Source organism: Halomonas sp. BC1, assembly GCF_002078135.1.
Lineage (GTDB): Bacteria > Pseudomonadota > Gammaproteobacteria > Pseudomonadales > Halomonadaceae > Vreelandella > Vreelandella stevensii.
Genome location: NZ_LFGS01000019.1, coordinates 366,049 through 390,450, shown reverse-complemented (window position 1 = coordinate 390,450; position 24,402 = coordinate 366,049). Strand labels below are relative to the sequence as shown.

Genomic DNA, 24,402 nt, shown 5'->3' with positions numbered 1-24,402 from the left:
TACGCAATGACACTATCAACGGATCTAACGAACGAGGATACGGAAGTAGTCAACTTCTGGTGCCAATACGCACAGTGGCAGCAGGCCGCCAATGAAGCCGTCAGTGCTTATGTCGATCAGCGGCAGTCCGATCAGTAGCACGCGGCCGCCCGACTTTTCTGTATTTCTCTCCCTCCTTTAGACGAAAAGATAACACCCCAAGCCGACATGACCTGTCGGCTTCTTTTTCTATGAAAACCTTTTCCATTCAGTCAAATAGGAGCATTTCAGACTGACATGTAAGCAATCGCTTACGGGCTATGGCAAAACACCTACACCCTTTGGACTAGCCAGCTCGTTCAAAAGCGAATAATATTCATATCACAGCTAACTTGCTGCAACGCACAACGCAGGCTGTGTATAACAAAAACGACTCATTAACCTCTGCTCCAGGAGTAAGTGCCATGCCGACTACCCGTAGCCAAGCCAACCCCGATGTCATGGAAGTATGGGCAACCCGCGCACTGCAACAGCGTGCCGCCTTCGATGCCCTGGCCGACTATATGCGCCAGCAATAACCCTTGCCATACGGCTCCCCAAAACGCTCCGCCAGTGCGTATATATAGATACGTCACGCAGGAGCGTTTTCTTTTACCGCACTTCCCTTTTTCTCATTACCAGCACGTTGCCCGTGACACCTCTTTATTCATTTTGAACCTCTGATCGTCAGGTTCATTGACCTGTTATGAATTCGCACAGAGCACAATAAAGATGGCTTTGGGTAGAGACGCGTCAAAAATTCATTTAACATTACCTCGCTTTAAAAAAGCAGTACGCATTTTGCAAACTGGAATAGTCATATAGAAGAAGGAACGACAGGATGACAACATCCTTTTCAGGGATTAAAACTCGTGCAGCGTGAGTAATGGCAGGGGCGTTATTGTTGGGCGGCTGTCAATCTGGAGCAGATCTTGGCGGACTCATGTCCGCAGGCTCCAGTTTCGCAGGTGCAGCCACCATGTCGGATCAGCAAATGCAGCAAATCGGCGATCAAACGATTGCGCAATTGGATGCTGAAAACCAGGTGGCTCCTGGCGATAGTGAGTACGCGCAGCGTTTGGCTAATCTCACTCAAGGTTGGGAAACCGTCGATGGCAGCACGCTGGAATATGACGTTTACTTGCGTGATGAAATCAACGCCTTTGCGGTGCCCAACGGCGCTATCCGGCTTTACAGCGGTTTGATGGATGAAATGAGCGACGAAGAAGTACAGTACGTGATTGCTCATGAAATTGGCCATGTGGTGCTCGGCCACTCCAGGCGCGCCTTTCAAGTCGCCTATGCCGCCTCAGCCGCGCGTGAAGCAGCTGCCGCAAGCGGCAGCACCACCGCAGCGGCACTCTCCAGTTCCGAGCTGGGTGCGCTGGGTGAGAAACTCGTCAATGCTCAGTTCTCCCAGCGCCAGGAAAACGAAGCCGATGACTTCGCCCTGGAACTCATGCGCCGCCACGACCTGAATACAGAAGCCTCCGTTTCAGCGCTGCGCAAGCTCGAGGCCAAGTATGGCAATAGCCGTAGCGTCTTCTCCAGCCACCCCGCTGCCGGTGATCGCGCCGACCGCCTGGAAGCCCAGCTCTAATGTAGCTTGGCCACGAGACGCGGCAAATTTGATCGTTACTGGGCAGCCTATGCCTGGTAACGATCATGGAGGCCTAGTTCTGGCTCAATCCTTCGGTTGTTGCGCTTCGAGTTCGGCCAGATAGCGCTCTTGCAAGATGTACATACGCTTTACATCGCGATATTTGCCATTGATGAAAAACTCCTGCACCAAATGCCCTTCTTCGATAAAACCGCTTTCCTCGTATAAGTGAATGGCCTTGACATTCTCTACCGCGACGATCAGATAGACCTTGTGCAAGTTCAATATGGTGAAAGAGTAGTGTAGCGCTTGCCGTATCAGCGAACGTGCGAACCCTTTGCCCTGATGCTCTGGCGTAATGATGATCTGAAACTCGGCGCTACGGTGGATGTAATCGATTTCGATCAACTCCACCAGGCCAATCGCACTACCACTACTGTCTTCGGCAACGAAACGGCGCTCTGCGTTATCGTGAATATGCTTGTTATAGAGCTCTTCCAGCTCATCGAAGGACTCGTAGGGCTCTTCGAACCAGTACGACATGATGCTCTGGTTATTATTCAACTCATGCACGAAACGCAGGTCGTTGCGCTCCAGCGCCCTTAGATACAGTACGGGGCTCATGATAGGTGTCTCATTCAATCGCATTGACTCAGTGGGTTACCGGGCTTTGTCTGGTGGGTGAGCGATAAGTTCAGCGTGCCCGCTGGCGCCGTTCGAAAGAAAACAGGTCGCTCAGCGGATGCCGCTTGCCTTCGAGATGGGCTCTCAAGAGATGTGCACCTATCATGCTGTACGTAATACCATTTCCGCCATAGGCCATGGCAAAGTGCACGTTCGGCCCCAGCGCCTCATGGGTCCCGAAATAAGGCAGCCCGTCCTCGGTTTCAGCAAAGGTACCTCCCCAACTGAAGGCAGGCGTCATACGCAGAGAAGGCCATAACGAGAAGACCCTTTCGGCCAGCGATGCCGCTTTTTCAAGCACTCGGGCGTCCCTGCGTTCAGGAAGATCCTCATCATCATCCTCACCACCCACCAGCAAACGCCCATCATGGGTGGAGCGTAAATAGAGGTAGGGGCGCGCCGATTCCCAGACCATGGTATCGCGAAGCTTGCCGAGCATTCCGCATGGCAAAGGGTCGGTGACGAACGCGTAACTGCTGCGGTTGCTGGCGACCGGCTCTGGCAGCCATGTCTGGCTTTCATAACCGGCCGCAATGATCACCTGCTGACAGCCTACCAGGGCGCCGTTGCGCAAACGAACCCCCATGGTCGCCCCGCCTGCCTCCAACGACTCTACCGCGGTTCGATCGTATACGTGCCCACCTCTGGCAACGACCTCATCGAGCAGTTGGTAAGCCATGCGGTAAGGGTCCACGGTAGCCGCCAGATGCGAGAGGATACCGCCGGATGCGCTAAAGCCATACGCTTCCTGCAACTGCTCGGGCGAACACCACTGCACATCGAACCCCCACCGCTTGCGAATGGCAAACTCGTCCCGAAGAGAAGAGAGATGGCCCGCTTCACTGGCAAAATAAAGGCTCTGTTGGCGACGAAAGGCGATATCGCCCAGCTCTGCCGCACGGGCGGCCAATGCATGAACCGCCTCGGCACACCCCTGATAGGCCATGACGGCACTCGCTTCACCGTATTGCTGCGCCAGGTGATACAAGTGTGTATCGATTTCGTACTGCAACAGCGCCGTACTGGCCGCCGTGCTGCCCCACCCCACGTCACGACGCTCGAGGACGGCCACGTCATGGCCATGGCGTGTCAGCTCGTCGGCGATCAACGCCCCGGTGATACCGCCGCCGATGATGGCTATGTTTACCTGAAGATCATGGGTAAGCTGAGGATAACGGGTCAACAAGCCATTGCTGACCGTCCAGAAGGGGTAGCCACTTTTAAGATCCATTTTTTCGCCTATGCTGGGTGATCCTGTCACCCATTAACCATAGTGGTTTATCGGTGATCTGCCCGACAGCCACGCTGTGAACAAGGAGTCACGATGATCGATTTACGTAGCGATACGGTCACTCGCCCCACCTCCGCGATGCGGGCAGCCATGCTGGCAGCGCCTCTGGGCGACGATGTCTGGGGCGACGACCCGACGGTCAACGCCTTTCAAGCGACGCTTGCCGAGCGCACGGGCAAGGAGGCTGCCCTGCTGTTCCCCAGTGGCACCCAAAGCAATCTGGTGGCGCTCATGGCGCACTGCGAACGCGGCGATGAGTACATCGTGGGCCAGAATGCCCATACTTACCGCTACGAAGGCGGCGGCGCCGCCGTGTTGGGCAGCATCCAGCCACAGCCGATAGAAAACGCCGCAGACGGCAGCCTGCCACTCGACAAAATCGCTGCCGCCGTCAAAGCCGACGACGTTCACTTTGCCCGTACGCGGCTCCTGGCGCTGGAAAACACCATCGGTGGAAAAGTGCTGCCCGCCGAGTACGTTCAGCAGGCCACCGAGCTGGCGCGCGCTCACGGGCTGGCAACGCACCTGGACGGCGCTCGGCTCTTCAATGCCGCCGTCGCCACGGATACCTCACTGAAGCAGCTGTGCCAACCGTTCGACAGCGTGTCACTCTGCTTTTCGAAAGGGCTGGGCACGCCCATGGGCTCAGCGCTGGTAGGGTCACACGCGTTGATCGAGCGCGCACGGCGCTGGCGCAAGATGGTAGGCGGCGGCATGCGCCAGGCGGGCATCATCGCTGCGGCCTGCCAGCATGCCCTCGACCATCACGTGGCCGACCTGGCCCATGATCATCGCCGCGCGGCGCGTTTGGCAGAAGGGTTGGCAGCGCTGTCCGGGCTTGAGGTCACCTCTCACGCCACCAACATGGTGTTCTTGCGCGTCGATCAGGCCCACGTGGCCCCGCTGGCTGCCTGGCTGAAAGAGCACGACATTCTGATCCAGCTGCTTTACGCCACGCGACTGGTGATCCATCGCGATATCGATGACGCCGCTGTCGAGCGTGTGCTGGAGGTCATGGGGCGCTACTTCGACGCGGCGGCATCACGATAGCAGTGTCGACCCCAAGGCCAGGTGCACGGCAATCACCAGCATCATCACGCCAATGGCGCCATCGATGACGCGCCAGGCGCCGGGGCGAGAGAGCCAGGGGGAAAGCGCCGAGCCACCCCAGGCCAGCAAGCTGAACCAGAGAACCGAGGCCGTCGCGGCGCCCGCTACGAACACCCCGGCGCTCTCCTGCTGGGCCCCGACGGCAGGAATCAACAGCAGCGTATCCAGATACACTTGTGGATTGAGCACCGTGACAGCCAGGGTCGCCAACAGCACGCCGCGTAAACTGCGTGTGCGCGCGTGGTTGGCGGTCAGCCCCTCTCGGCCACTACCTGCACGCCACAAGGCCTGGGCGGCCAGCCAGCCCAGAAACAGCACCCCTACCCAGCGCAGGACTTCCATGGCATTGGGCATGGTCAGCAGAAACGCACTTACGCCAAACATGCCCGCGGTCAACAGCACTATGTCCGCACTCATGCACACACCCGCCGACCACCAGTGGTACTCCCGACGAATGGCCAACCCCAGCACATAGGCGTTCTGTGCACCAATGGCCATGATGATCCCGCCGCATACCACGAGCCCCGTTATATAGCTTTGCCACATGACCTATCCCTATCGCTGCTGCAAGAAGTGAAGCGCTACGATAGGCGGCAACGTCAATAAATAAAAATCATACTGTGAATAGGCCATTAGCTTTTCTTATAGGTGTGATGTCTCGCTTGCCACGCAGGAGCAACACCACACTGCTGATCAAGGCACCTCATGCGTGCCGGGGTCTCAAGAAAAGAGGCGACAAACCGAGTGCCCGACGGCGGGAGAGACCGTCATGGTGCTTTCATCCGCTCACTCGGGCCACCGCGTCGCGGCTGGCCGCTGCGCGCTGCTCACCGGAGAGCTCGACGAGCTGCCCGCCGCGCATTTCCAGCAGTCGGTCGGCCTGGTCGAAATAGTGGTCATCGTGGCTGATCACGACCAGCGTTTTGCCCAGCGCCCTGAGCTGCGGCAGTAGCTCGCGGTAGAAGACGCGCCGGAACTGAGGGTCCTGATCGGCGGCCCACTCATCCAACAACAATAGGTCGCGCTGCTCCGCAACGGCTAACAGCATCGCTAGGCGTTTGCGCTGACCCTGGGAGAGGTTGGCATTAGTGACGCGGTCGCCGTCGAAATCGAGCTTGTTCTGCATGGCCAAGGCGGCCAGCCACTGTTCCACCAAGGCCGGGTCGGGTGCCTCGCCCCTTGGCCCCATCAACCGGCCAAACAAGTGCAGGTCCGTGTAAATGGCCGAAAAGTGCTGTCGATAGCGTGTCCAGTCCTCGTCGCGCAGCGGCTTGCCATCGACCCGGACACAGCCACGCTGAGGGTGGTAAAGCCCGGTCAGTAGCCTCGCCAGGGTCGATTTTCCACTGCCGTTTCCGCCAATCAGGAACACTACTTCGCCACGCTTCAAGGTCAGATCGATAGGGCCAATGGCAAAGCCTGAGCGCGACTCCTCATCCGGATAGCGGTAGCAGACCTGCTCCAGGGTCAGTTCCTGCCAATCGTGGCGCAGGGCCGCGTGGTCGAAGGTTTCACTGTGTTCGGCCAGCTCCAGGCTACGGATCTTTTCAAACGCGACTCGAGCGTTGATCAGCGTCGGGAAAGCGCCTATCGCCTGTATCAGCGGCGCGCGCAGAAACAGCAGGGTCAGCGAAAAGGTGGTGGCCACCTGCACCGATGCCCAGCCAAGGCCATTGGCCAAAAAGAAGGTGATGCCAATCGCCCCTAGCATCATGATGTTGAACCAGTTCACGGCGCTGAGATGATAGGTATCGCCCAGAATGTAATGACGGCGACAATCCCTGGCGTTGGGCGTATAGACATCGCGGTACAGCCATTCGGCGCGGTCGCGGTTGAGCGCCAGCTCTTTGCGCCCCTCGATGACGGACTGGTAATCCGCATAGAGACGGTCCTGTATCTCGCGCAGTTTGGCCATGTGCCCATACACCCGCGCCACCAGACGCATGCCAATCACCACCGTCACGATCACCCACAATGCGGAGATCCCCAGCATGGCAGGCGAAAGCCACCACAGGTAAAGCGTGGCCCCCACCGTCAGCACCCCGCCTTGCACCAGCTCCGGCAAACGTATGAAGGCAACGGTGACCGAGTTCACATCGGTGGAAAGGCTCGCCAGCAGGCGCGCACTGCCGATCTGCTCGGCACGTTCGAGATGGGTATCCAGAATGCGCTTGATCAACTGCCCCCGCAGCCGGTAAACGAACTGGTGGCCCAGCGTGGTCAGCGCCAATTGCGATGCCAAGGTAATCACCAGCAGCAGCGCGATAAGCCCCAAAAACTCGGGCAGGATACGCCAGGGATCAACGAAGGAACCCAGCAGCCGCTGATTGATAAACGCGATGACGCCAATGCCCAGGCCTGCACTGGCCAGACTCAGTAGCAATACGGCGATGAACGGCCAGCGATAATCACGCCATACGATCTTCAACAGCTCCATCACCACGACTCCTGGGCTTTTTTTATATCACCACCAATAGAGAGGGCAATCACAACCGCCGCAATCCCCACATGAAGTAAGCCCCACCAATCAAGGAGGCAACAAGGCCCGCCGGTATCTCATAGGGGAAAATAATCTGGCGCCCTACCCAGTCCGCCAGCACCATCAGCAGCATGCCGATCAACGCCGCGCCCAACAGATGCTGCCCTGCCCGAGAGAAGCCGACCAGGCGCGCCATATGCGGTGCCAACAAACCAATGAACGACAGTGGCCCAACCACCAGGGTGGCGCAGGCAGTGAGTAGCGCCACCAGCAACAGCAGCGCCAGGCGGGCACGGTTAAGCGTTACTCCCAGCGCTTTGGCCGTTGCTGGGCCTAATGGCAAGATATCCAACCAGCGGGTAAAGGGCAGCGTGACCAGCGCCAGTGCCGCGGCAATCCCCCCGACCACCACCGCATGGGTGACATCTACGTAGTAGGTAGAGCCCGCCAGCCAGGCGATCACTTGCTGGCCACGTGGGTCACCGCCTGCCAGCATCACGCTGCGCACGGCGTCAAACAGCGCACTCACCGCCACCCCAGTGAGCAGCAATCGCTCAGGGAGATAGCCGCTATTACGGTTGATGCCCACCAACACCACCAGCGTTGCGAAAGCGCCCAGGGTACCCACGCCAATCAGCATCATATTGGTGGGTGCGGGTAGCAGGAAAATCCCCAGAATCAGCGCAATGGCACAGCCACCGCTAATACCTAGCACTTCGGGGCTGGCCATGGGGTTGGCGGAAAGGCGTTGGAGAATCGTCCCGGCAATCGCCAACATCAATCCGCTGGCGGCGGCCGCCATCACCCGCGGCAGGCGCCACTGCATTACGTTCCAGTTACCCGGCGACAGTAAGTACCAGCCATCCACTCCTTGGCCCACCAGCAGCCCCAGTAGCGTCGCCCCCAGCAGCGCGAGCATCAGACCGATTGCCAAGCGGGAAGGCGCCGGGTGGCGATGGGCGAACACCCCCGCTCCTTTAGGCGGCTGGTCGCCCTGTAATTTCAGACGTGGAATCAGCCACATCAGTAGCGGCGCCCCCAAGGCACCGGTAATCGCCCCGGTAGGAATGAAGGCAGCCACCATGCCTCCGAACTGCTGCAGCAGCAGATCCGTGGTCGCCAGCAGTACGCCCCCCAGTAACGTCGACCACAACAGCCGCGTCCCCAAGCGGCGCGCACCGGCCATACGCACGATGTTGGGCGCAGCCAGGCCAATGAAACCAATGATGCCCACCACGCTGACGATACTGCCGGTAATGAATACCGCCAATCCAATCCCCGCAAAGCGTAGATAGGCAAGCGACACCCCCAGGCTCTTGGCGCTGGCATCGTCCAGCTCCAGCACTGCTAGCGGGCGCAGCAAGAACCAGGCAGCAACGCAGCTAATCGCCAACCGAGGCCAGAGCACGGCCACGCCGTCCCAGCCATTTTGTGCCAGCGACCCCGCGCCCCAGATCAGCAGTCCCGAGAGCGCCTCGTGGTTGAACAGCAGCAACGCTGTCGAGAGCGCGCCCAGGTACAAATTGACGACCAGGCCCGCCAACACCACCACGATAGGCGCCAAACCGCGTCGCCAGGAGAGCAGAAAAACCAGCCCCACGGCCAGCGCGCCGCCCAGCAGAGCCACCCATTCGCGCCCCACCACTAATAAGCCAGGAGCCATTAACGTGGCGGTCATCAACGCCAAATTAGCACCCGACGCCACGCCCAACGTTGTCGGCGACGCCAGAGGGTTGCGCAGCACCTGCTGCATGAGCACGCCTGCCAACCCCAAACCGGCCCCGGCAAGCAGCGCAATCGATAAACGCGGCCACCAGGCGTAGTGCAGCAGCAGCTCATCGACGGTGTCGAACGAGGGGGCTACCAACGCTTTCCAGCCCAGCGCGATTCCCCCCTGACTCTCCAGGCCTACCCAAAACAGCGCCATCATGGGCAGGCTAAGCAATAGGCAGGCCTTGGCAGGTGACACTCCGCCCAGGCGCCCCGCGGTACTTAACATGGCGAGGCCTCTTTGGCGGGACTCATGCCGCTCGCAACACTGGTCGTGATAGCCAACACCCTCATGGTCTTACCCTTACCTGCATGAAAACGCGTGGACGAAAATTGCTGCATAGATCATTAACAGCGACTCTAAATGATAATAATTAGCACTACAATTGACCGTTCATACACAGGAGACCTTCCGATGGCGGCTAAACCAAATTACCGGCTTTTTGATATCACCCTCGCCCGGCGCACCCAGGTCTGTGCTTCGTTAGTCCGATTCACCTTTACCGGCCCAGAAGTTGGCCGCATGGCAACCTACGCTCCTGACCAACGCGTCAAACTGTTTTTCCCCACGGGGAACGGCAGTCTCGACCCACTGTTCGAGATCGCCAGGCTGGAAGAGCACGACTGGTACGGCGCTTATCGCGCGCTGCCAGATGCCCAACGGCCCGCTGCACGCACCTACACCATCCGTGCCCTGCGACCAGAACAAGCTGAAGTGGATGTTGAGTTCGTGCTGCATGGCGACAACGGCCCTGCCTCACGCTGGGCCATGCATGCCCAGCCCGGCGACCGGCTTGCCATGACCGCCCCCGACGCCAATGCAGAAGGCCCAAAGCAGGGCTACGAATGGAAGCCGCCTCAAGGCGTACGCCGTATTTTGATCATTGCCGACGAAACCGCTCTCCCCGCTGCCGCCGGTATTCTGGAAACCCTCGATGGCCTGCCGCTCAAACCCAAGGTCGAAGCGCTGCTCGAAGTACCCCGCAGTGACGACGTTCAGCCGCTGCCTCAGGCCGCCAAGCTGCGCTGGCTGCCCCGCGACACTGAACACGGCTGCCAACACGGTGAACTACTGATGAGAGCGCTGCGCGATATCGATTTGCATAAGGAAATTCAAGCGCTGGGCGGCACTGGCATGCCCGGCGTTACCAACGACGAATACGACGATGAGGACGGTCCTCTCTGGGAACCCGCCACACTGGACGATAGCGCGCCCTTCTACGCCTGGATCGCTGCTGAAACCAAAGTCGCCATGCGGCTACGCCGCTATCTGGTGAACGAACTCGGGCTACCCAAACAGTACGTCACCAGCATGGGCTACTGGAGGCAGGGAAAGGCCAATGGTTAAAGGAATGGCTCACAACGAAGCAATGAACAACGGCGGCACGAACGCGCCAGATCGAACATCCATTGGCTGGATGATCTCCCCTGCCGACCTACTGCATGGTCCGCTTTCATGGCTATTATGCGGGCTCGTCGTCGGCCATATCGCGATGGCACTGATCCACCGCTACTGGCTGAAAGACAACGTATTGGCGCGAATGGTGGAGGCAAGAGACCGGTAGCAGCAGTGTCCAAGCGTTCCATGTTGGCAACCATATACAGATCATGTGTACGAAGTGCATGGGCGTGATCGTAAAATCTTTTCACCCTCCCTATTAAAATGAGAACCATTAGCACTAGAATGGCACCTTCCGGTCTATTCATCGTCAGGAGTCATTCATGTTCGAGGTCAAAGGCGCCACCTTTGAAATCAATGGTAAGCGCATTCTTGCCCCCATTGAGCACACCTTTCATGAGGGCAAGGTATACGGTCTGATAGGCCACAACGGTTCGGGCAAGTCGACACTAATCAAACTGATGGCGCAGCAGCAGCCCATCACCGAAGGCGATATTTACTTCGACCAGCGCCCCTTGAGCGCTTGGGGTACCCGCGAATTTGCACGCCAGGTGGCCTACCTGCCGCAGCATTTGCCCAGCGCTGAAAACCTCACAGGCCGTGAGCTGGTGGCCTTTGGCCGCTACCCGTGGCACGGGCTGCTGGGGCGTCACAACCAGCAGGACAAGGAAGCCATCGAGCGTGCCATTGCCCTGACGCATACGGAAGCCTTTGCCGACCGCCTGGTAGACACGCTCTCCGGCGGCGAACGCCAGCGCGTATGGCTCGCCATGCTGATTGCCCAAGGCAGCCGCTTTTTATTACTGGACGAGCCACTGGCCGCCCTGGACATTGCCCACCAGGTGGAAGTGCTGGCACTGGTGCGCCAGCTGTGCGACGAACTGAACCTGGGCGTTATCATCGTGCTCCATGATATCAACATGGCCTCGCGTTACTGCGATGACCTCATGGCGCTGCACAGCGGGCGCCTGCTGGCCCATGGCGCCCCCGAAGCACTGATGCAAAATGCCACTCTGGAAGCTATTTACGGGCTCCCCATGCAGGTGATGCCCCACCCCAATGGGGAGCACCGGATTGCCGTCGCCCAGTAGGGGCGGCCAAGCCAGTCAGCCACCATTGAGTGCTGGCAAGTCCGCCGTACGTTGAGGGAAGATAGGCTGGTTACCTTACCCCCGAATAGAGCGGCCATGGTGGACTACAAATCTCTTCAAGCGCTGGCAGCGGTCGTGGAAGGCGGCGGGTTCGAGCGCGCAGGCGATCTTCTCGGCCTGTCCCAATCTGCCGTGTCACAACGCATAAAAGCGTTGGAAACCCGCCTGGGTCAACCGGTACTGATACGCCACCCTGAGCTGGCCCCTACCCCCGCAGGGCAGCGCCTGCTGACCCACTATCAGCAGGTACGGCTGCTCGAACGCGACCTCCGACAAACCCTCCCGACACTGGATCAACAAGCCTCCCGATTGAGAATCGCCGTCAATGCCGATAGCGTCGGTACCTGGTGGGCCGATGCCGTCGCCCCCATCTGCCTTGCCGAAGGTATACTGCTGGATCTGGTGATCGAAGATCAGGAAATCGGCTTGAAACGCCTGAAGGATGGCGATGTGGCGGCCTGCCTGTGTTCAACGCCTACGCCCATGGCAGGTGCGCGCTGCATCAAAGTGGGCGAGATGGTGTACCTACCGCTGGCCTCCCCGGGCTATGTGGCACGTTTCTTCCCGGATGGCCCAACGGCCACGGCCTTTCAACACGCACCGGCCATCGTGTTTGGCCCACACGACCAGCTGCAGCATCGCTTTCTGGCGCAGTGTGGCTACCATGGGCATTTTCCCTATCACTTGTGCCCTTCTTCCGAAGGTTTCGTGCAGCTGGCCACGGCAGGCATGGGGTATGGCATGGTGCCCCAGTTACAGGCCGCTGCTCAGCTGAACAGTGGGCAACTGGTGAGTATTGCACCAGACAGTTCGCTCTCGGTACCGCTTTACTGGCACTTCTGGCGGCACAGTGGCGACCTGCTGCATCGACTAACCGAAAGACTGAACCATTTCACGCTTTAGCACCAATCTGGCTTTACCTTCATGCCTGCAGCTTCAAAGCTGGCTACACTCACGTGTGTATCGTTGGATGATCAAACGTAGCCAACGGGGCAAAGCACTGGTCGCGACGTGACTAATTTGCTACTACTGTCATCGACACACCCAGTGACAACGTATAGCGCTCGCCCGGGCCAAGGGAACCCTACAGAGGCCTGTCGAGAAAAGAAGAAAAATCAAAAAAGCGATGCTTATGGGTCCTCTCTGTTGGGTAAAGCGCCTGCTGGCCGTCCTGCTGCTGTGCCTCCTGAGCACAAGCTCGTGGGCGGTCACGGCACCGGCACTGTCTGTTTCACCGGACCAGCCGTTTTACTCGCTCAATAGCAACACTCGCTACTGGCACACACCGGAGTCGTTGACGCTGCGCGAGCTGCTGGCACTTGACCCGGCCTTCACGCCGGTATCGCAAACGTCTGACCTGCATTTTGGCTATACCGCCGAAGAGACCTGGCTAACCACTCGCCTACATAACGCCTCACCGCATCCGGTCCAATGGCTACTCAAATTCGAGTATCCGTTCATCGACAGGATTACGCTCTATACGCTGCGCGACCAGTTCAGCGAAGTACAGCTTGGGGGCAGCACTCTGCCCGTGAATGAGCGTGCCCTGGCCCATCGCCAGATCGTCTTTCCCATCCAGCTGGAAGGGGGAGAAAGCGTGACGCTGTACCTGCAGGCCAACACCTCCGGCAGCAAGTTCTTGAGCTACAGCCTGATGACCCCTGATGCGTTCCATGCGCAGAACGATCGTTACAATTTCTGGCTGGCCACCTACTTTGGCATGCTGCTCGCCCTGGGGCTTTACAACTTTTTGCTGTTCTTTGGCCTGAAAGAACGGGTCTTTTTACACTACGCCCTGTTTGCATTCGGCTTCACGCTGGCCATTCTGACCTTCAACGGCCTTGGCACACTGATGTTCTGGAGTTTTCTGGCCGAACAGACCCCGCGACTGGTGGCCATTGGTTTTACCTTCGCGTCCGCCATGGCGACCCTGTTCGCCCAGAGCTTCTTGAACACGGCGCACTATACCCCTCGATGGCATCGCGTCATTTCACTGTTTCGGGTCTACTGCTGGTTGGCCTTGGCCGCGTCACTGGTGTTACCCATCCCACTGGCTTTGGTATTGACTGATATCACGGGCCTGAGCGCCTCGCTGTTGCTATTGATATGCGGCATCTACGGCAGTTGGCGGCGTGTGCCCAGTGCCCGTCTCTTCGTGTTGGCGTGGAGCATTTTTCTGCTGGGTGCGGCGGTGTTTGCACTACGCAACATGGGCGTTCTGACCGCCAACTTCATTACTTTGCACGGCATTCAAATCGGCTCGGCACTGGAAATGCTGCTGCTATCGTTTGCCCTGGCCGCCCGCTTCAACAAGCTCAAACGCCAGAAGGAGCAGGCACAGGCCGATACGGTGGCCATGCTCAAAAAGCAGGAGGCCATCCTGGAAGCCAAAGTAGCCTTACGCACTCAGGCGCTGGAACAGCTTGCCAACCATGACATGCTGACGGGCCTATTGAACCGCAACGGGCTGACACGCTGCGCAGCGGCTGCCTTTGACCAGAGCTATCGCACCCATGAGCCGGTGGCACTGATCATGTGCGATCTCGACCGTTTCAAGCCCATCAATGACCAGTACGGCCACGATGCCGGGGATTTCGTGCTGCAACAGGTAGCCAAGCGGCTCGTCCATGCAGCGCGACTGGGCGACCACTGCGCTCGGTTCGGTGGCGATGAATTCATCGTCCTGCTGGAGGGTGGCCAGCAGCCCAACACCCTGGACAGCGTGTGCCAACGCATCGAGCACTCCATCCGCTCGCCCATCAAGCTGCCCTGCGGGGTCAGTGTCTGCGTCGGTATCAGCCTCGGCGTCAGCGGGCTACACCACTATCAGCGCAGTGACGAGCAGGGCCACGATGCGCTGCTGGAGCGCATGATCCACGAGGCCGACCAGCACATGTACGCCGCCAAGGCACGCACTGATGCTGCCGCTTATCGCTACTCTGCCAGAGGTTAGCCACGCTCAGGCAAACATCAAAAGCCCCGCACATACCGCAGCGCCACCCGCGAAAGGTAAAAAGCGGCTGTGACGGTCTTCCGGCAGCTCTTCTTTCAGCACGTTCAACACCAGCCCACCCGCCACGAAGGCATACAGCAGGCTGATCAGGGCATCCGTGAGCTGAATGGCATGGCCAATCAGCCAACCCGCGAACACCGCCGCCGCCAATACCCACCGGCCCTTCATCAGGTAGCGCTGACGATGGTGCTGAACCAGCCCGTGGTCGTTGACCAGAAAGTGAAGCCCCATGGCCAGGAAGAAGAACAGGGCTTCCGGCAGCTGGTTGTCGCGGTACACCAGCAGATAACCGATCAACAGGTTATAGAGCGCAAAGGAGCCAATATGGATCCAGAACACGCCCCGCAGCTTGCCCAGCGATACCCGTTTCTGAGGCATGTCTCGATGGGAGTAGACCTTGGCCAACTGTTCCAGCCCATAGAACACGCCCAGCCCCACCAGGGCCGTCAGGTAGGCATTGTGCTCGAGAATGAACAGCGGCCCATGCTCGGTGATGGTGTCGTGAGCGTCACTCAAGGCGGGAAAGATATGGATAAAGACATAGCCTACCGACACACCGCCCGCAAACGAGAGCCAGGCGCTGCGCGGCAGGGCATTGAGCCGCTGCAGCTTGCCAGCGTATAGATGGATGGCCGCCAATCCCAGGGCGAAAGCAAGCTGCTGGGCCATGGTGATCACACTCCTTGTGACGCGGTGAGAACTCGTTTAGTCGAATAGACTCATGCGCTTCATCACGTTGTCGCGCTTGATACGCCAGTGGAACAGCGCCCCGGCTACGTGCAGCGTAATCAGCACTACCAGCGCCCAGCCCACCCGCTCGTGCCACATGAACAGCGTTTGCGAGAGCGCTTCGTGGCGCCCCAGAAGGCCCGGCAAGTGCCAGTGGAAAAACTCCACAGGAAAGCCGCCCGTGGCCGTGGCAGCCCAGCCCAGCAGCGGCATGACGACCAGCGCCGCATACAGCAGATGATGTACGCTAGTACTCACTAAACGCTCGAAAGTCGTCAGCGGCGGGTCATGGTCGGGCACGACGAATGCCAGTCGCGTTACGATACGCAGTGTCATCAGCAGCAGGACGGCCACGCCTAGCGTCTTGTGGCTGGTATACAGCAGGTTGGTCAGCGTATTGCCCAGCAGGCCCAGCGTTCGCTCGTAGCCCAGAAAGCCCAGCGTCAGCCCGGTGGCCAGTCCCAGCAGAACGGCCCCCGCCACCAGCCAATGCAGCACACGGTGGGGGTAGATATAGTGATCAAGCTCGTGCATTCATGACTCCCTGCCCCGTCTCATCGTTATCATCAGCCCGCCGCCTTTGCGGCACGGCGTTAGATTACTATAGCCTTGGAATAGCGTAAGTCATGGAATTGCGTACCACTTGTTTCTCACGGCACATCACCCCTCACTGGGCACGGCCAGCTGTTCTCGAATCAGCTCTGCCAACCGCCGGGCAGGCTCGGTGGGCCGGTGCGGCGCTCGGTGCAGCGCCAGTTCAATCATCGGCAAGGCGGGCAGCCCGCTGCTTTCATCCAGCGGGCGCAGTGAGGGCGTCAGCATACTGCGGGTGACCACCACCACGGCAAGCCCAGCGGTGACGATGGGCGCCAGCCCGGCCATGGACTGGCTGGTATACGCCACACGCCAGTGGCGCCCTGCGGCCTGAAGCGCCTGTTCCGCCACTTCCCTGAACACATCGGCCCCCGGGGTATAAAGTGCCAAAGGTACCGGGTCGCTGAGCAGCGGTTGTTGATTCACCCCCACGGCCCACACCAGCGGTTCTCGACGAATGACCTCCCCACCCGGCGAATGGCGCTGGCGCGTCACCAGCGCCAAGTCCAGCTCCGCCGTTTTCACCTGCTCCACCAGGTGGGCGCTGGTACCACACTGCACGGTCAGCCCCACGGCGGGATAGAGCTGGTGGAAATAGGCGAATACCGACGGCAGCAACGACGCATAATCCTCGGGAATCCCCAGCGTCAAATCGCCCGTCACCTGACGGGCCTGCATGTCGCTCCACGCCTCGTCATTGACGGTCAACAAGTGCCGTGCATGGGCCAGCAGACGCTCTCCTTCCGCCGTAAAGCGCAGCCGCCGCCCATCACGCTCATGCAGGCGCATCTCCAGCTGGGCCTCAAGACGCTGCAACTGCATGCTGACCGTCGACTGAGTGTAGGCGAGCCGCGTCGCCGCCGCGGTGACGCTTCCGGTGTCGGCAATGGCCACCAGCGTTCGCAGTAGCGTCAGGTCAAATGTGGGCGCACGCATACATCACCATCCTTGATGAAAACCATCATAAAAGATCGTTATCTTGATGAATGAGCCATGAGTATGCTGCGCACAAGAGGTCAATTTCAAGGTTCAAGGAGACGCGTGATGCAGCCCCTTCACTCCCCGGTCGTGGTTTCCCCCAAATACAGTGTTGCCGCCGCGCTGGTGGCCGTCGCGCTATGGAGCATCGCCCCGTTACTGGCGGAACTGGCACGCACGGTCGCTCCGCTGCAGCTCACCGCTCTGACCCTGCTGGCAGGTGCGCTAGCCACCCTGCCCTTGAGCCGTAAGGTGCCGCTGAGCCACTGCCCGCGGCGCTGGCAGGCCGGTATCTGGCTGGGCGTTCCACTGCTGATCGTCGGGGCGGTAAGTAGTTACTTCATCGGCATGCGTTGGGCACCAGCGGCAGAAGCCGCCTTGATTACCTATACCTGGCCGGTGCTGTTCGTCCTGTTGAGCCAGTGGTACCGCACGGGCCGCTTGACGTTGGCCAGCGTATCGGGAGCGCTGATCGCCTTCATGGGGGCCGCGCTACTGCTGGTGCCACAAGCACTGGGTAGCGGTGTTGGCGGGGCCGCATCGGGCTACGCCCTGGCCCTACTGGCTGCCTGCTGCTGGGCACTCTACTCCTGGACAGGCCAGGCAGCGCCGGTCTCGCTGACGCCGCTACTGCCCCGCCTGTTGTTGATTGCCTGCGCCATGACCTTCGCCGCCAGCATGCTGCTGGAAGGCAGCACGGCGCTGCCCCAGCAAGAAGCGCTGCTTGCGGGTATTGCCCTGGGCCTCGGGCCTTACGGCATCGCCATGGTGGCCTGGGATAGAGCGCTGCGCTTCGGCCATGCCAGCCTGGTGGGCAGCCTGGCCTATGGGGTACCCATTCTGGCGGCCCTGTTACTGGTCATGGCTGGCGTCAGCGTGTTGGACTGGCGGCTGCCCAGCGCCGCCCTACTGGTGGTGGTCGGCTGTTTGAAAGCAGGCCGCTAGTAGCCCTTACTCTGCACCGATAAAACGCGGCTTGGCCACGCCGTCGAGGGCTTCAACGGGGATCGTCAAGGTGGGCTGACCTACGGCGTAAGGTGCGATGTCGTATACGTTGTACTTTACCTCCCATGCCTCCTCCAGCGGGGCAATGTTGCGACTGGGGGATAGCGGCCAGTTCGCCAGGAACTGTTCATCCTGCCCCATCTCGCTTGCCCAGCGCTGGTGAGCCTCGGTCAGCAACCTATCGAAGGCTGCCTCCTGCCCATCCAGCAGCATATCCTCGGCTTCGACCACTGCTCGGCGGCGCTCATCGATCACCATGAACGCCGTCATGGGCAATCCATGGGCTTGCCCGGCATGGTAGACATAGCTGTTCAGCTCCAACACCAGCAGGTCGTCGTGATGGGCATGAACCGTGGCTTCGAGCATGGCCTCACTGGTCATTTCCGGGGGCGTCAAGCGGTTGCCCTCTTCGGCCAGTTCGAAAAAGTGCTGGGCATACGCCTCCCAGGATGCAGCAGGCTCGGCCTGCTCTTCGGTAATCCCCATGCCCAGCGTCAGCAGACGCTCCTGCAACTGCTGCGTCAGTGCTTCATCCTGGGGGAACTCCAGTGCTGAAATACGCACCGTCGAGCAGCGCTCTCCCTCACAGCCGGGCGCCAAGAACTGCTGCTCTACGGCCAGCGTGGCCAGGGCCAGCGGCTCCTCCTGTTCATGGGAGGGCGATGAGGTGTGGCAGCCACTTAGCCAGACACTGCCCGCGATCACCGCGCCCGCGCTCATTACCGTTGTCAGACGTACCATATCAACCTCCTTGTGAATGCGATGCTGTTCATGTCAGCACAAAAATGCCCCTGCACAGAGCAGAGGCATAATCATTGCGTTACCTACTGGCCCACTTATGTATCAGGCTGCATTTCCGTAGGCTCTGCGCTTACCTCCAGCTCGAACATGCCGCTGCCACTGGCGCTGAAACCACGCGCGCTCACGGTGTAAGTCCCCGGTAGCAGTGCCTGCTCCAGCAGGGCGTTGGTTCCCTGACCGCCGTCGTCGTCACTGTAGGAGACGCCTTCGCCATACAGTTCGAGATAGGTATCGAAGTCAGTGGAGTTCATGGCCAGCGTAACCCGCGAACTCTCCGTCAAGGTTAGCTGATAGGTCAACGGTTCGCCGCTGTACCAACCATTGATGGTTTCATCGGGAGTCAATTCGCCTTCGTTGCGCAGCTCTACGTCTTCAGGCAGCTCACGTGACGCCACGGAGAGGGTGAACAGGCCGCTGTCGGTACCGTACGCCGTGCGGGCCGTGATCTGGTAGTTGCCGGGCGCAAGGAAATCGGCAATACGGGCGTCCAGATTACCGGCACTGTCGTCATCTTCGCGGTAATAGCCGCTGTCGCCTTCCAGCACCAGGTACGCATCCACATCGCTGGAATTCATCTCGATCTGGTACATGCCCGCTTCTTCGATCTCCAGCTCGTAGCTCAAGGGCTGCCCGCTGAACCAGCCATTCAACGACTCACCTGGCTGAATGGCACCGTCATTGCGCAGCTCGCCCTCGCCTGGCAGCTCACGCGGTTCTGCGACCAGCGTGAACAGGCCACTGCCATTACCAAAGGCGCTTCTTGCGGTCACGGTGTAATCACCCGGCTCCAGAAAATCGGCAATACGGGCATTCAGGTTACCGGCGCTGTCATCGTCTTCCCGGTAATAGCCGTTGGGGCCACGTAGCTCCAGGTAAGCATCGAACTCATCGGCACGCATCTCGATCTGGTACATGCCTGCTTCTTCGATGGTCAAGGTTACTTCGCGGGGGGTGCTTTCCAGCCAGCTATCCATGGGCGTACCCACGGCCAGCGTGTCAGAATCGCTCAGCTCGATGGTGCGGGCCTCGACGCTGTAAGGGCCATAGCTCTGGGCATCGGCACCGCTAACCACCACCATGTAGTCGCCGCTCTCTTTCACCCGATAGCGTACGGTATCGGCACTGGACAGCAGCTCCAACTGATCATCGTACAGCGCCACGATGCCCTGCAAAGCGCCGCGTAGTGACACTTCCACCAAGGCATCTTCATCCAGTTGGATGACGTAGCGGGCAAAGCGGCTACCGTCATTGCCATTCAGCTCATTGGCGGAGGTAATTTCGCCTCGGCCACGCTCGCCAAGCGTCAGGGTCTCCAGCCCATCGAAGATGCTGCCTGAACTATTGGCAGCTTCATCCGACACTTCCACTGTGTCCGGCGTGGCGGGCGCTTGAGAAAAAGATTGTGCTGCGAAGTACCCCACGGCAACGCCGCCGACAGCAACCAGCAGCAGGGTAAGAGAAGGGGACTTGGCCATAGGTGCATCCTTGATCGTAGGCAAAAACGCCGATATAGCGAAACCAGATTATAAGGCGGTTCATCGATATAAAGGGAACTTTTCCACAAAAATAACGCGCTTTCCCGGGCGGTGCTCCATGGCACACCACCCCGGTTAACTTACTGAAACACAAAGGCATAATGATTCGTTACAAAAAGCGCAATTATGGAGCTATCTGCGTCGATCTTCTTAAAGCTTGCCGACGCTCCATGCGCGGGCTACTATCAGCAGGCCAATTTGGCGCCTCATCGATAAAAGCGGAGTCCGCGACACGAACCTCTGAGGTACTCCAATGGGAGCCCTAAAACACCTGGTACGAACGACTTGCCTGGCCACACTGCTGGTATTTTCTACCGCTCACCAAGCAGTTGCCAGTCAATCAGCAGTAAACCCGAAGCTCGAAGAAGGCGTTGCCTCTTTCTATAGTGATCGCTTTCAGGGTGCCATCACCGCTAGCGGTGAAACCTTTGATCAGCAAGCTCTCACGGCGGCTCACCCAAGCCTCCCGTTTGGCACCAAAGTGCTGGTCACTCGCCCCGACACAGGGCAGGAAGTAGAAGTGATGATCAATGATCGTGGTCCCTTCGTTCAAGGGCGTGTCATCGATCTTTCAAAGCGAGCGGCGCGCGCACTAGGCATGGTACGCCGAGGCACCGCCCCAGTGATGATCACTCTGGTAGATTAACGGATAACACACCCGCGAGCGTGTGCTACCCCTTAAGCGATCCTGCTAACTAAAAGCGGCCCTCTCGGGGGCCGCTTTTTTATAGCGTAATGAACCTGAAAGCAGGCTAATGGTCTTTATGAGGCAAGGATTACCGCGTTCCCTGACAGCAGGAGGCTATGATGATTTCTCGTTTCTATACGCTCACGACCTACCCCGAAGGTTTACCCGACCTCTCTACGTTCGCGCTGGAAAGTGCCGAGCTGCCGGAACTGGAAGAGGGCGAGGTTCGCATCCAGAATCGCTGGCTCTCGGTAGACCCTTACATGCGCGGCAGAATGACGGGCATGCGCACTTACATTGCCCCTTTCGAGCTGGGCAAGCCCATGGAAGGCGGCGCCATTGGTGACGTCATCGCGTCAAGGCATCCCGATATCAAGGAAGGCCAGCGCGTCAGCCACATGGGCGGCTGGCGAGACATTGCCCAACTGCCGGGCGAAAGCGTCACCCCGCTGCCGGAAGGCGACGCCCCCGAGCAGGCTTACCTCGGCGTGCTGGGCATGCCGGGCATGACCGCCTGGACAGGCCTGAACCTGATTGCCGAATGCAAACCCAGCGATAACGTGCTGGTCAGTGCCGCCAGCGGTGCCGTGGGGTCACTGGCGGTACAGCTGGCCAAGGCCAAAGGCTGCCATGTGGTGGGCATTGCCGGGGCAGCCCATAAGCTGGCCTGGCTGGAGTCCATCGGCGTCGAGCCAGTCACCTACCAGGACCGCACTGCGCAGGAGCTCAGCGACGCCATCAAGCTTGCCAGCCCGAACGGCATCGACGTCTATTTCGAAAACGTGGGGGGCATCTGCCTGGAAGCCGCGTTGGCTCAGCTCAACGAAGGGGCGCGTATCGCCGTTTGCGGCATGATCGAAGGCTACAATGCCGAGACACCTGCGCCAGGCCCCCGCAACCTGTCACAACTGGTGGTCCGCAAGGCCAGGATGCAAGGTTTCATCGTGGCAGATCACTGGGCCAGCTATCGCTACTTCCTGAATGAAGTGACGCCCCAGGTGGCCGATGGTCGCATCGTCTATCAGGAGACCATCAAGGAAGGCCTGGAAAGTACCCCGGAGGCGTTTCTGGCGCTCTTCTCAGGCGCCAATACGGGCAAGATGCTGGTGAAGCTGTAACTCACCAGGCATTCTCTACCACCCCCTCTTATGCTCAAGGGGCAGCCCAGGCTGCCCTTTGCCGTTTCCAAGGCTTTAAAAGCTCAGCTCGACGCCCCCATAAACACTGCGCCCGGGCGCAGGCTCGTAAAAGCGTCCAAAGGTGCCGTTGATGCGCACGTTGTCGTTGTACTCCTCGTCGAACAGGTTACGCAGCCCCAGATAAGCGCTCAGCCGCGTATCACCACTGAGCTGCCACTCATCGCCTACACGCAGGTTGACCAGCCAATAGCTGTCGACCTGCGTGGCGTTGGCGTTGTCGGCCATCAGGCTGCCGATATATTCAGTTTCCAGCGTGGCAAAACGCGCCTGCTGCTGCCAGGTCAACTGGTTGATCCAGGTCTGCTCGGGCAAGCCGGGGAGCCGATTGCCATCAAGGTTCGCCCCTGAGTCGTCAAAGTTATCGAACTCGTAGCGCGCCAGCGTTAAGGCACTGTTCACCCGCCATGCATCGGCCAGCTGCCAGCCCAGCGCCAACTCGATCCCATCACGCCGGGTATCGCTGGCGTTCTCGTAGAAGGTGCGCCCGCCTTCATCGAAAGGCACCAGCTCATCGCGCACCCGCACGGAAAACAGCGCCAGATCATAATCCATGGCCAGCGGCTCGACATACCCACGCAGCCCGACTTCCCGATTCCAGGCTTTTTGCGGTTCGATGGCCGGATTGAAGCCCCCGCCCACGGGGTTGGCGAATTCGGCAAAGGTCGGGGTCTCGAACGCGGTGCCGGTATTCAAATAGAGTTGATGCTGAGGCAGGTAACGATAGCTCAACCCCGCCGAGCCGCTCCATTCGCTGAAAGAGCGACGGCCACTCTGGTCGCCATCTGCCAGAAAGTCATCGTCTACCCTGAGCGCCACGTGGTCGAAGCGCGCGCCCAGCGAAAACGTCACCTGCTCGGAAAGCGCCAGGTCCCCCTGAGCAAAGACGCCGCTGGAGGTGGCGCGCTGGGTTTCGTCAGCCGAGGTCTCCCCCACCGCGCCCAGGGCATTGACCCGATTGCGATAGCGGTCATCCTGCTGGCGTGCAAGGTCGACGCCGACCACGTAATCGAGGGGCAGCTCGCCCAGCATGGCCGCCTGGTGATACTCGGCGCTGGCCCCCATGTAATCACGGCGATAGCCCAAACGGCTGTCACCGACAAACGGCAGCTGCTGTTCGAAATCACGACGAGCCACAAAGCCGCGCAGGTACAAGGCGCCGTCCCCCAGCGCCAGGTCTTCGTATTGCAGCCCCAGCACCTGCTGTTCGGCCTGCTGCCGGGCATCCAGCGCCAGGGCGTTGGGCGCAGCCTGATCGCGCCCCTGCGCAACCTCAGTGGCCGTCAGGGCACCGGGATCTTCCGAGCGCGGGTTATCCAGCACGTTGATGATGGCCGTCAGTGCCCGTTCACTGCCCAACTCACGGCGCAGCTTGGCATTCAGCAGGTACTTTTCCGTGGCGCTCTGCTCGCGATAACCATCCACGTTGAGGGCCGTCAAGCTGACATGATGCGACCAATCCCCCTGCGCGCCACCGTGCTGCAGCGCTACTTTCTGATAGCCGTGGCTGCCCGCCCCCAGGCGGATGCGTGTGCCAGGGTTGTCGCGCCCATCGGCCGTGGTCACGTCGATCACGCCCCCTGCAGCATTACCGTAGAGCACCGATGAGGGGCCGCGAATCACCTCGATCCGTTCGGCGCTGTCCAGGTCGATGGCATCCAGCTGCGCTTGACCATCCGGCAAGGTATACGGAATGCCATCCACCATCACCGTAATCCCCCGTACGCCAAACGGCGCCCGGGCACCAAAACCACGAATGGCGATACGCTGGCCCTGGGCAAAATTATCGCGGTTCTGCAGCGATACCCCGGGCACCCTGTTCAGCGACTCATCCAGCCGCACCCGCTGCTGCCCCTGCTGGATCTCCTGAGCGTCGAGGGTCGAAACAGCCGCTGGCGTGGCATAGAGTTCACGAGCCAAACGGGGAGCGCTGACCTCCACGGCAGGCAGCACGGTAGTGGCCTCGGGCGCAGTTTGCGCAGACGCCGGGGTCATCACCACCGACCCTAACAACAGCGCCAGCGGTGTACGTGAAAACGGTAATTGAAAACGATGCATGGATTCCCTTCCCAATGATTGGCGCTCAGCCTAAGCTGAACGATAGTGTAAGTGGTTGGTCTTATAGGGTAGCTAAAAAAGCAAAGGAGGCTTTATGGCGTTGACAGCGACAGACCCGATCAAGATGATTTTTGCGGTGATCTTCCCCCCTCTTGGGGTGTTTCTCGAAGTCGGGCTAAAAGGACATTTCTGGCTCAATATCCTGCTGACCCTGTTTGGTTTCATACCGGGCATCCTTCATGCGTTCTATGTCATCTTGAAACACTAGGGTCATCTTGAAGCACTAGGGTCATTTTGAAGCAC

At 59.6% G+C, this 24,402-nt stretch carries 23 protein-coding genes; 12 read left to right on the top strand and 11 right to left on the bottom strand.

Annotated features, from left to right (window positions below; genetic code table 11):
* Positions 1-6 precede the first annotated feature (6 nt).
* Complete coding sequence (locus tag B7L72_RS19000; protein WP_016914735.1) at positions 7-138, top strand: hypothetical protein; 132 nt, start codon at positions 7-9, stop codon at positions 136-138.
* Between the two features lie 859 nt (positions 139-997).
* On the top strand, positions 998-1,618 hold the full coding sequence (locus tag B7L72_RS15830) for a M48 family metalloprotease (RefSeq protein ID WP_081137790.1): 621 nt from the start codon (positions 998-1,000) through the stop codon (positions 1,616-1,618).
* Positions 1,619-1,702: 84 nt separating this feature from the next.
* On the opposite strand, the gene speG is transcribed toward B7L72_RS15830, so the two are convergent.
* Positions 1,703-2,242, bottom strand: coding sequence for a spermidine N1-acetyltransferase (speG, locus tag B7L72_RS15825; RefSeq protein ID WP_016914738.1), 540 nt, complete (start codon positions 2,240-2,242; stop codon positions 1,703-1,705).
* Between the two features lie 70 nt (positions 2,243-2,312).
* Positions 2,313-3,533 carry an NAD(P)/FAD-dependent oxidoreductase gene (locus tag B7L72_RS15820; RefSeq protein ID WP_081195433.1) on the bottom strand — a complete coding sequence of 407 codons (1,221 nt, stop codon included), beginning with the start codon at positions 3,531-3,533 and terminating at the stop codon, positions 2,313-2,315.
* Between the two features lie 93 nt (positions 3,534-3,626).
* Between B7L72_RS15820 and ltaE the strand changes: the two genes are divergently transcribed.
* On the top strand, positions 3,627-4,643 hold the full coding sequence (ltaE, locus tag B7L72_RS15815; RefSeq protein ID WP_081137794.1) for a low-specificity L-threonine aldolase: 1,017 nt from the start codon (positions 3,627-3,629) through the stop codon (positions 4,641-4,643).
* On the opposite strand, the gene B7L72_RS15810 is transcribed toward ltaE, so the two are convergent.
* From B7L72_RS15810 to fhuB, 3 genes are all read right to left on the bottom strand, one after another.
* On the bottom strand, positions 4,635-5,249 hold the full coding sequence (locus B7L72_RS15810) for a LysE/ArgO family amino acid transporter (protein WP_016914741.1): 615 nt from the start codon (positions 5,247-5,249) through the stop codon (positions 4,635-4,637). The two genes, ltaE and B7L72_RS15810, sit on opposite strands and share 9 nt — an antisense overlap.
* A 232-nt stretch (positions 5,250-5,481) precedes the next feature.
* The gene (locus B7L72_RS15805; RefSeq protein ID WP_081137796.1) at positions 5,482-7,140 is read right to left on the bottom strand and encodes a multidrug ABC transporter permease/ATP-binding protein; all 1,659 of its coding nucleotides are present in this window, start codon (positions 7,138-7,140) and stop codon (positions 5,482-5,484) included.
* Positions 7,141-7,189: 49 nt separating this feature from the next.
* Positions 7,190-9,181 carry a Fe(3+)-hydroxamate ABC transporter permease FhuB gene (fhuB, locus tag B7L72_RS15800; protein WP_081195431.1) on the bottom strand — a complete coding sequence of 664 codons (1,992 nt, stop codon included), beginning with the start codon at positions 9,179-9,181 and terminating at the stop codon, positions 7,190-7,192.
* A 186-nt stretch (positions 9,182-9,367) separates the two neighbouring features.
* Here fhuB and B7L72_RS15795 point away from each other — a divergent pair, with 186 nt between their 5' ends.
* The 5 genes from B7L72_RS15795 (at position 9,368) to B7L72_RS15775 (ending at position 14,455) form a co-directional block, all read left to right on the top strand.
* Positions 9,368-10,300, top strand: coding sequence for a siderophore-interacting protein (locus B7L72_RS15795; RefSeq protein ID WP_081137800.1), 933 nt, complete (start codon positions 9,368-9,370; stop codon positions 10,298-10,300).
* Between the two features lie 4 nt (positions 10,301-10,304).
* Positions 10,305-10,517 (top strand): cytochrome b/b6 domain-containing protein, encoded by a 213-nt coding sequence (locus tag B7L72_RS15790; protein WP_254893834.1) that lies wholly within the window; start codon positions 10,305-10,307, stop codon positions 10,515-10,517.
* 157 nt (positions 10,518-10,674) lie between these two features.
* Positions 10,675-11,442, top strand: coding sequence for an ATP-binding cassette domain-containing protein (locus tag B7L72_RS15785; protein WP_081195429.1), 768 nt, complete (start codon positions 10,675-10,677; stop codon positions 11,440-11,442).
* 96 nt (positions 11,443-11,538) lie between these two features.
* Positions 11,539-12,405 (top strand): LysR family transcriptional regulator ArgP, encoded by an 867-nt coding sequence (locus B7L72_RS15780; RefSeq protein ID WP_081195427.1) that lies wholly within the window; start codon positions 11,539-11,541, stop codon positions 12,403-12,405.
* Positions 12,406-12,634: 229 nt separating this feature from the next.
* Positions 12,635-14,455: a diguanylate cyclase gene (locus B7L72_RS15775; RefSeq protein ID WP_081195425.1), complete on the top strand. Its 1,821-nt coding sequence runs from the start codon at positions 12,635-12,637 to the stop codon at positions 14,453-14,455.
* Positions 14,456-14,461: 6 nt separating this feature from the next.
* Here the strand turns inward: B7L72_RS15775 and B7L72_RS15770 are convergent, their stop codons facing one another.
* The 3 genes from B7L72_RS15770 to B7L72_RS15760 all read right to left on the bottom strand — a co-directional run bounded on the left by B7L72_RS15770 (position 14,462) and on the right by B7L72_RS15760 (position 16,774).
* Complete coding sequence (locus B7L72_RS15770; RefSeq protein WP_081195423.1) at positions 14,462-15,184, bottom strand: hypothetical protein; 723 nt, start codon at positions 15,182-15,184, stop codon at positions 14,462-14,464.
* 36 nt (positions 15,185-15,220) lie between these two features.
* Positions 15,221-15,778 carry a cytochrome b gene (locus tag B7L72_RS15765; protein ID WP_081137810.1) on the bottom strand — a complete coding sequence of 186 codons (558 nt, stop codon included), beginning with the start codon at positions 15,776-15,778 and terminating at the stop codon, positions 15,221-15,223.
* Between the two features lie 126 nt (positions 15,779-15,904).
* Complete coding sequence (locus B7L72_RS15760; RefSeq protein WP_016914751.1) at positions 15,905-16,774, bottom strand: LysR substrate-binding domain-containing protein; 870 nt, start codon at positions 16,772-16,774, stop codon at positions 15,905-15,907.
* A 108-nt stretch (positions 16,775-16,882) separates the two neighbouring features.
* Here B7L72_RS15760 and B7L72_RS15755 point away from each other — a divergent pair, with 108 nt between their 5' ends.
* Positions 16,883-17,761: a DMT family transporter gene (locus B7L72_RS15755; RefSeq protein ID WP_016914752.1), complete on the top strand. Its 879-nt coding sequence runs from the start codon at positions 16,883-16,885 to the stop codon at positions 17,759-17,761.
* Positions 17,762-17,767: 6 nt separating this feature from the next.
* Here the strand turns inward: B7L72_RS15755 and B7L72_RS15750 are convergent, their stop codons facing one another.
* Entirely contained in the window at positions 17,768-18,562 is a 795-nt protein-coding gene (locus B7L72_RS15750) for an RsiV family protein (protein ID WP_249273231.1), read from the bottom strand.
* 95 nt (positions 18,563-18,657) lie between these two features.
* Entirely contained in the window at positions 18,658-20,097 is a 1,440-nt protein-coding gene (locus B7L72_RS15745) for a hypothetical protein (RefSeq protein WP_081195421.1), read from the bottom strand.
* Between the two features lie 313 nt (positions 20,098-20,410).
* Here B7L72_RS15745 and B7L72_RS15740 point away from each other — a divergent pair, with 313 nt between their 5' ends.
* On the top strand, positions 20,411-20,803 hold the full coding sequence (locus tag B7L72_RS15740; RefSeq protein WP_081137818.1) for a septal ring lytic transglycosylase RlpA family protein: 393 nt from the start codon (positions 20,411-20,413) through the stop codon (positions 20,801-20,803).
* Between the two features lie 161 nt (positions 20,804-20,964).
* Entirely contained in the window at positions 20,965-21,963 is a 999-nt protein-coding gene (locus B7L72_RS15735) for an NADP-dependent oxidoreductase (protein WP_081137820.1), read from the top strand.
* 75 nt (positions 21,964-22,038) lie between these two features.
* Here the strand turns inward: B7L72_RS15735 and B7L72_RS15730 are convergent, their stop codons facing one another.
* The gene (locus B7L72_RS15730) at positions 22,039-24,036 is read right to left on the bottom strand and encodes a TonB-dependent receptor (RefSeq protein ID WP_139788541.1); all 1,998 of its coding nucleotides are present in this window, start codon (positions 24,034-24,036) and stop codon (positions 22,039-22,041) included.
* A gap of 157 nt (positions 24,037-24,193) precedes the next feature.
* Here B7L72_RS15730 and B7L72_RS15725 point away from each other — a divergent pair, with 157 nt between their 5' ends.
* A complete protein-coding gene (locus tag B7L72_RS15725; RefSeq protein ID WP_016914759.1) occupies positions 24,194-24,367 on the top strand; it encodes a YqaE/Pmp3 family membrane protein in 174 nt (57 codons plus the stop codon).
* Positions 24,368-24,402: the final 35 nt, after the last annotated feature.

What these genes read in the sequence shown, in the direction of transcription:
- B7L72_RS19000 (WP_016914735.1), top strand. Translation starts at nt 7, where the DNA reads ATGACACTATCAACGGATCTAACGAACGAGGATACGGAAGTAGTCAAC.
- B7L72_RS15830 (WP_081137790.1), top strand. Translation starts at nt 998, where the DNA reads ATGTCGGATCAGCAAATGCAGCAAATCGGCGATCAAACGATTGCGCAA.
- speG (WP_016914738.1), bottom strand. Translation starts at nt 2,242, where the DNA reads ATGAGCCCCGTACTGTATCTAAGGGCGCTGGAGCGCAACGACCTGCGT.
- B7L72_RS15820 (WP_081195433.1), bottom strand. Translation starts at nt 3,533, where the DNA reads ATGGATCTTAAAAGTGGCTACCCCTTCTGGACGGTCAGCAATGGCTTG.
- ltaE (WP_081137794.1), top strand. Translation starts at nt 3,627, where the DNA reads ATGATCGATTTACGTAGCGATACGGTCACTCGCCCCACCTCCGCGATG.
- B7L72_RS15810 (WP_016914741.1), bottom strand. Translation starts at nt 5,249, where the DNA reads ATGTGGCAAAGCTATATAACGGGGCTCGTGGTATGCGGCGGGATCATC.
- B7L72_RS15805 (WP_081137796.1), bottom strand. Translation starts at nt 7,140, where the DNA reads ATGGAGCTGTTGAAGATCGTATGGCGTGATTATCGCTGGCCGTTCATC.
- fhuB (WP_081195431.1), bottom strand. Translation starts at nt 9,181, where the DNA reads ATGTTAAGTACCGCGGGGCGCCTGGGCGGAGTGTCACCTGCCAAGGCC.
- B7L72_RS15795 (WP_081137800.1), top strand. Translation starts at nt 9,368, where the DNA reads ATGGCGGCTAAACCAAATTACCGGCTTTTTGATATCACCCTCGCCCGG.
- B7L72_RS15790 (WP_254893834.1), top strand. Translation starts at nt 10,305, where the DNA reads ATGGCTCACAACGAAGCAATGAACAACGGCGGCACGAACGCGCCAGAT.
- B7L72_RS15785 (WP_081195429.1), top strand. Translation starts at nt 10,675, where the DNA reads ATGTTCGAGGTCAAAGGCGCCACCTTTGAAATCAATGGTAAGCGCATT.
- B7L72_RS15780 (WP_081195427.1), top strand. Translation starts at nt 11,539, where the DNA reads ATGGTGGACTACAAATCTCTTCAAGCGCTGGCAGCGGTCGTGGAAGGC.
- B7L72_RS15775 (WP_081195425.1), top strand. Translation starts at nt 12,635, where the DNA reads ATGGGTCCTCTCTGTTGGGTAAAGCGCCTGCTGGCCGTCCTGCTGCTG.
- B7L72_RS15770 (WP_081195423.1), bottom strand. Translation starts at nt 15,184, where the DNA reads ATGGCCCAGCAGCTTGCTTTCGCCCTGGGATTGGCGGCCATCCATCTA.
- B7L72_RS15765 (WP_081137810.1), bottom strand. Translation starts at nt 15,778, where the DNA reads ATGCACGAGCTTGATCACTATATCTACCCCCACCGTGTGCTGCATTGG.
- B7L72_RS15760 (WP_016914751.1), bottom strand. Translation starts at nt 16,774, where the DNA reads ATGCGTGCGCCCACATTTGACCTGACGCTACTGCGAACGCTGGTGGCC.
- B7L72_RS15755 (WP_016914752.1), top strand. Translation starts at nt 16,883, where the DNA reads ATGCAGCCCCTTCACTCCCCGGTCGTGGTTTCCCCCAAATACAGTGTT.
- B7L72_RS15750 (WP_249273231.1), bottom strand. Translation starts at nt 18,562, where the DNA reads ATGGTACGTCTGACAACGGTAATGAGCGCGGGCGCGGTGATCGCGGGC.
- B7L72_RS15745 (WP_081195421.1), bottom strand. Translation starts at nt 20,097, where the DNA reads ATGGCCAAGTCCCCTTCTCTTACCCTGCTGCTGGTTGCTGTCGGCGGC.
- B7L72_RS15740 (WP_081137818.1), top strand. Translation starts at nt 20,411, where the DNA reads ATGGGAGCCCTAAAACACCTGGTACGAACGACTTGCCTGGCCACACTG.
- B7L72_RS15735 (WP_081137820.1), top strand. Translation starts at nt 20,965, where the DNA reads ATGATTTCTCGTTTCTATACGCTCACGACCTACCCCGAAGGTTTACCC.
- B7L72_RS15730 (WP_139788541.1), bottom strand. Translation starts at nt 24,036, where the DNA reads ATGACCCCGGCGTCTGCGCAAACTGCGCCCGAGGCCACTACCGTGCTG.
- B7L72_RS15725 (WP_016914759.1), top strand. Translation starts at nt 24,194, where the DNA reads ATGGCGTTGACAGCGACAGACCCGATCAAGATGATTTTTGCGGTGATC.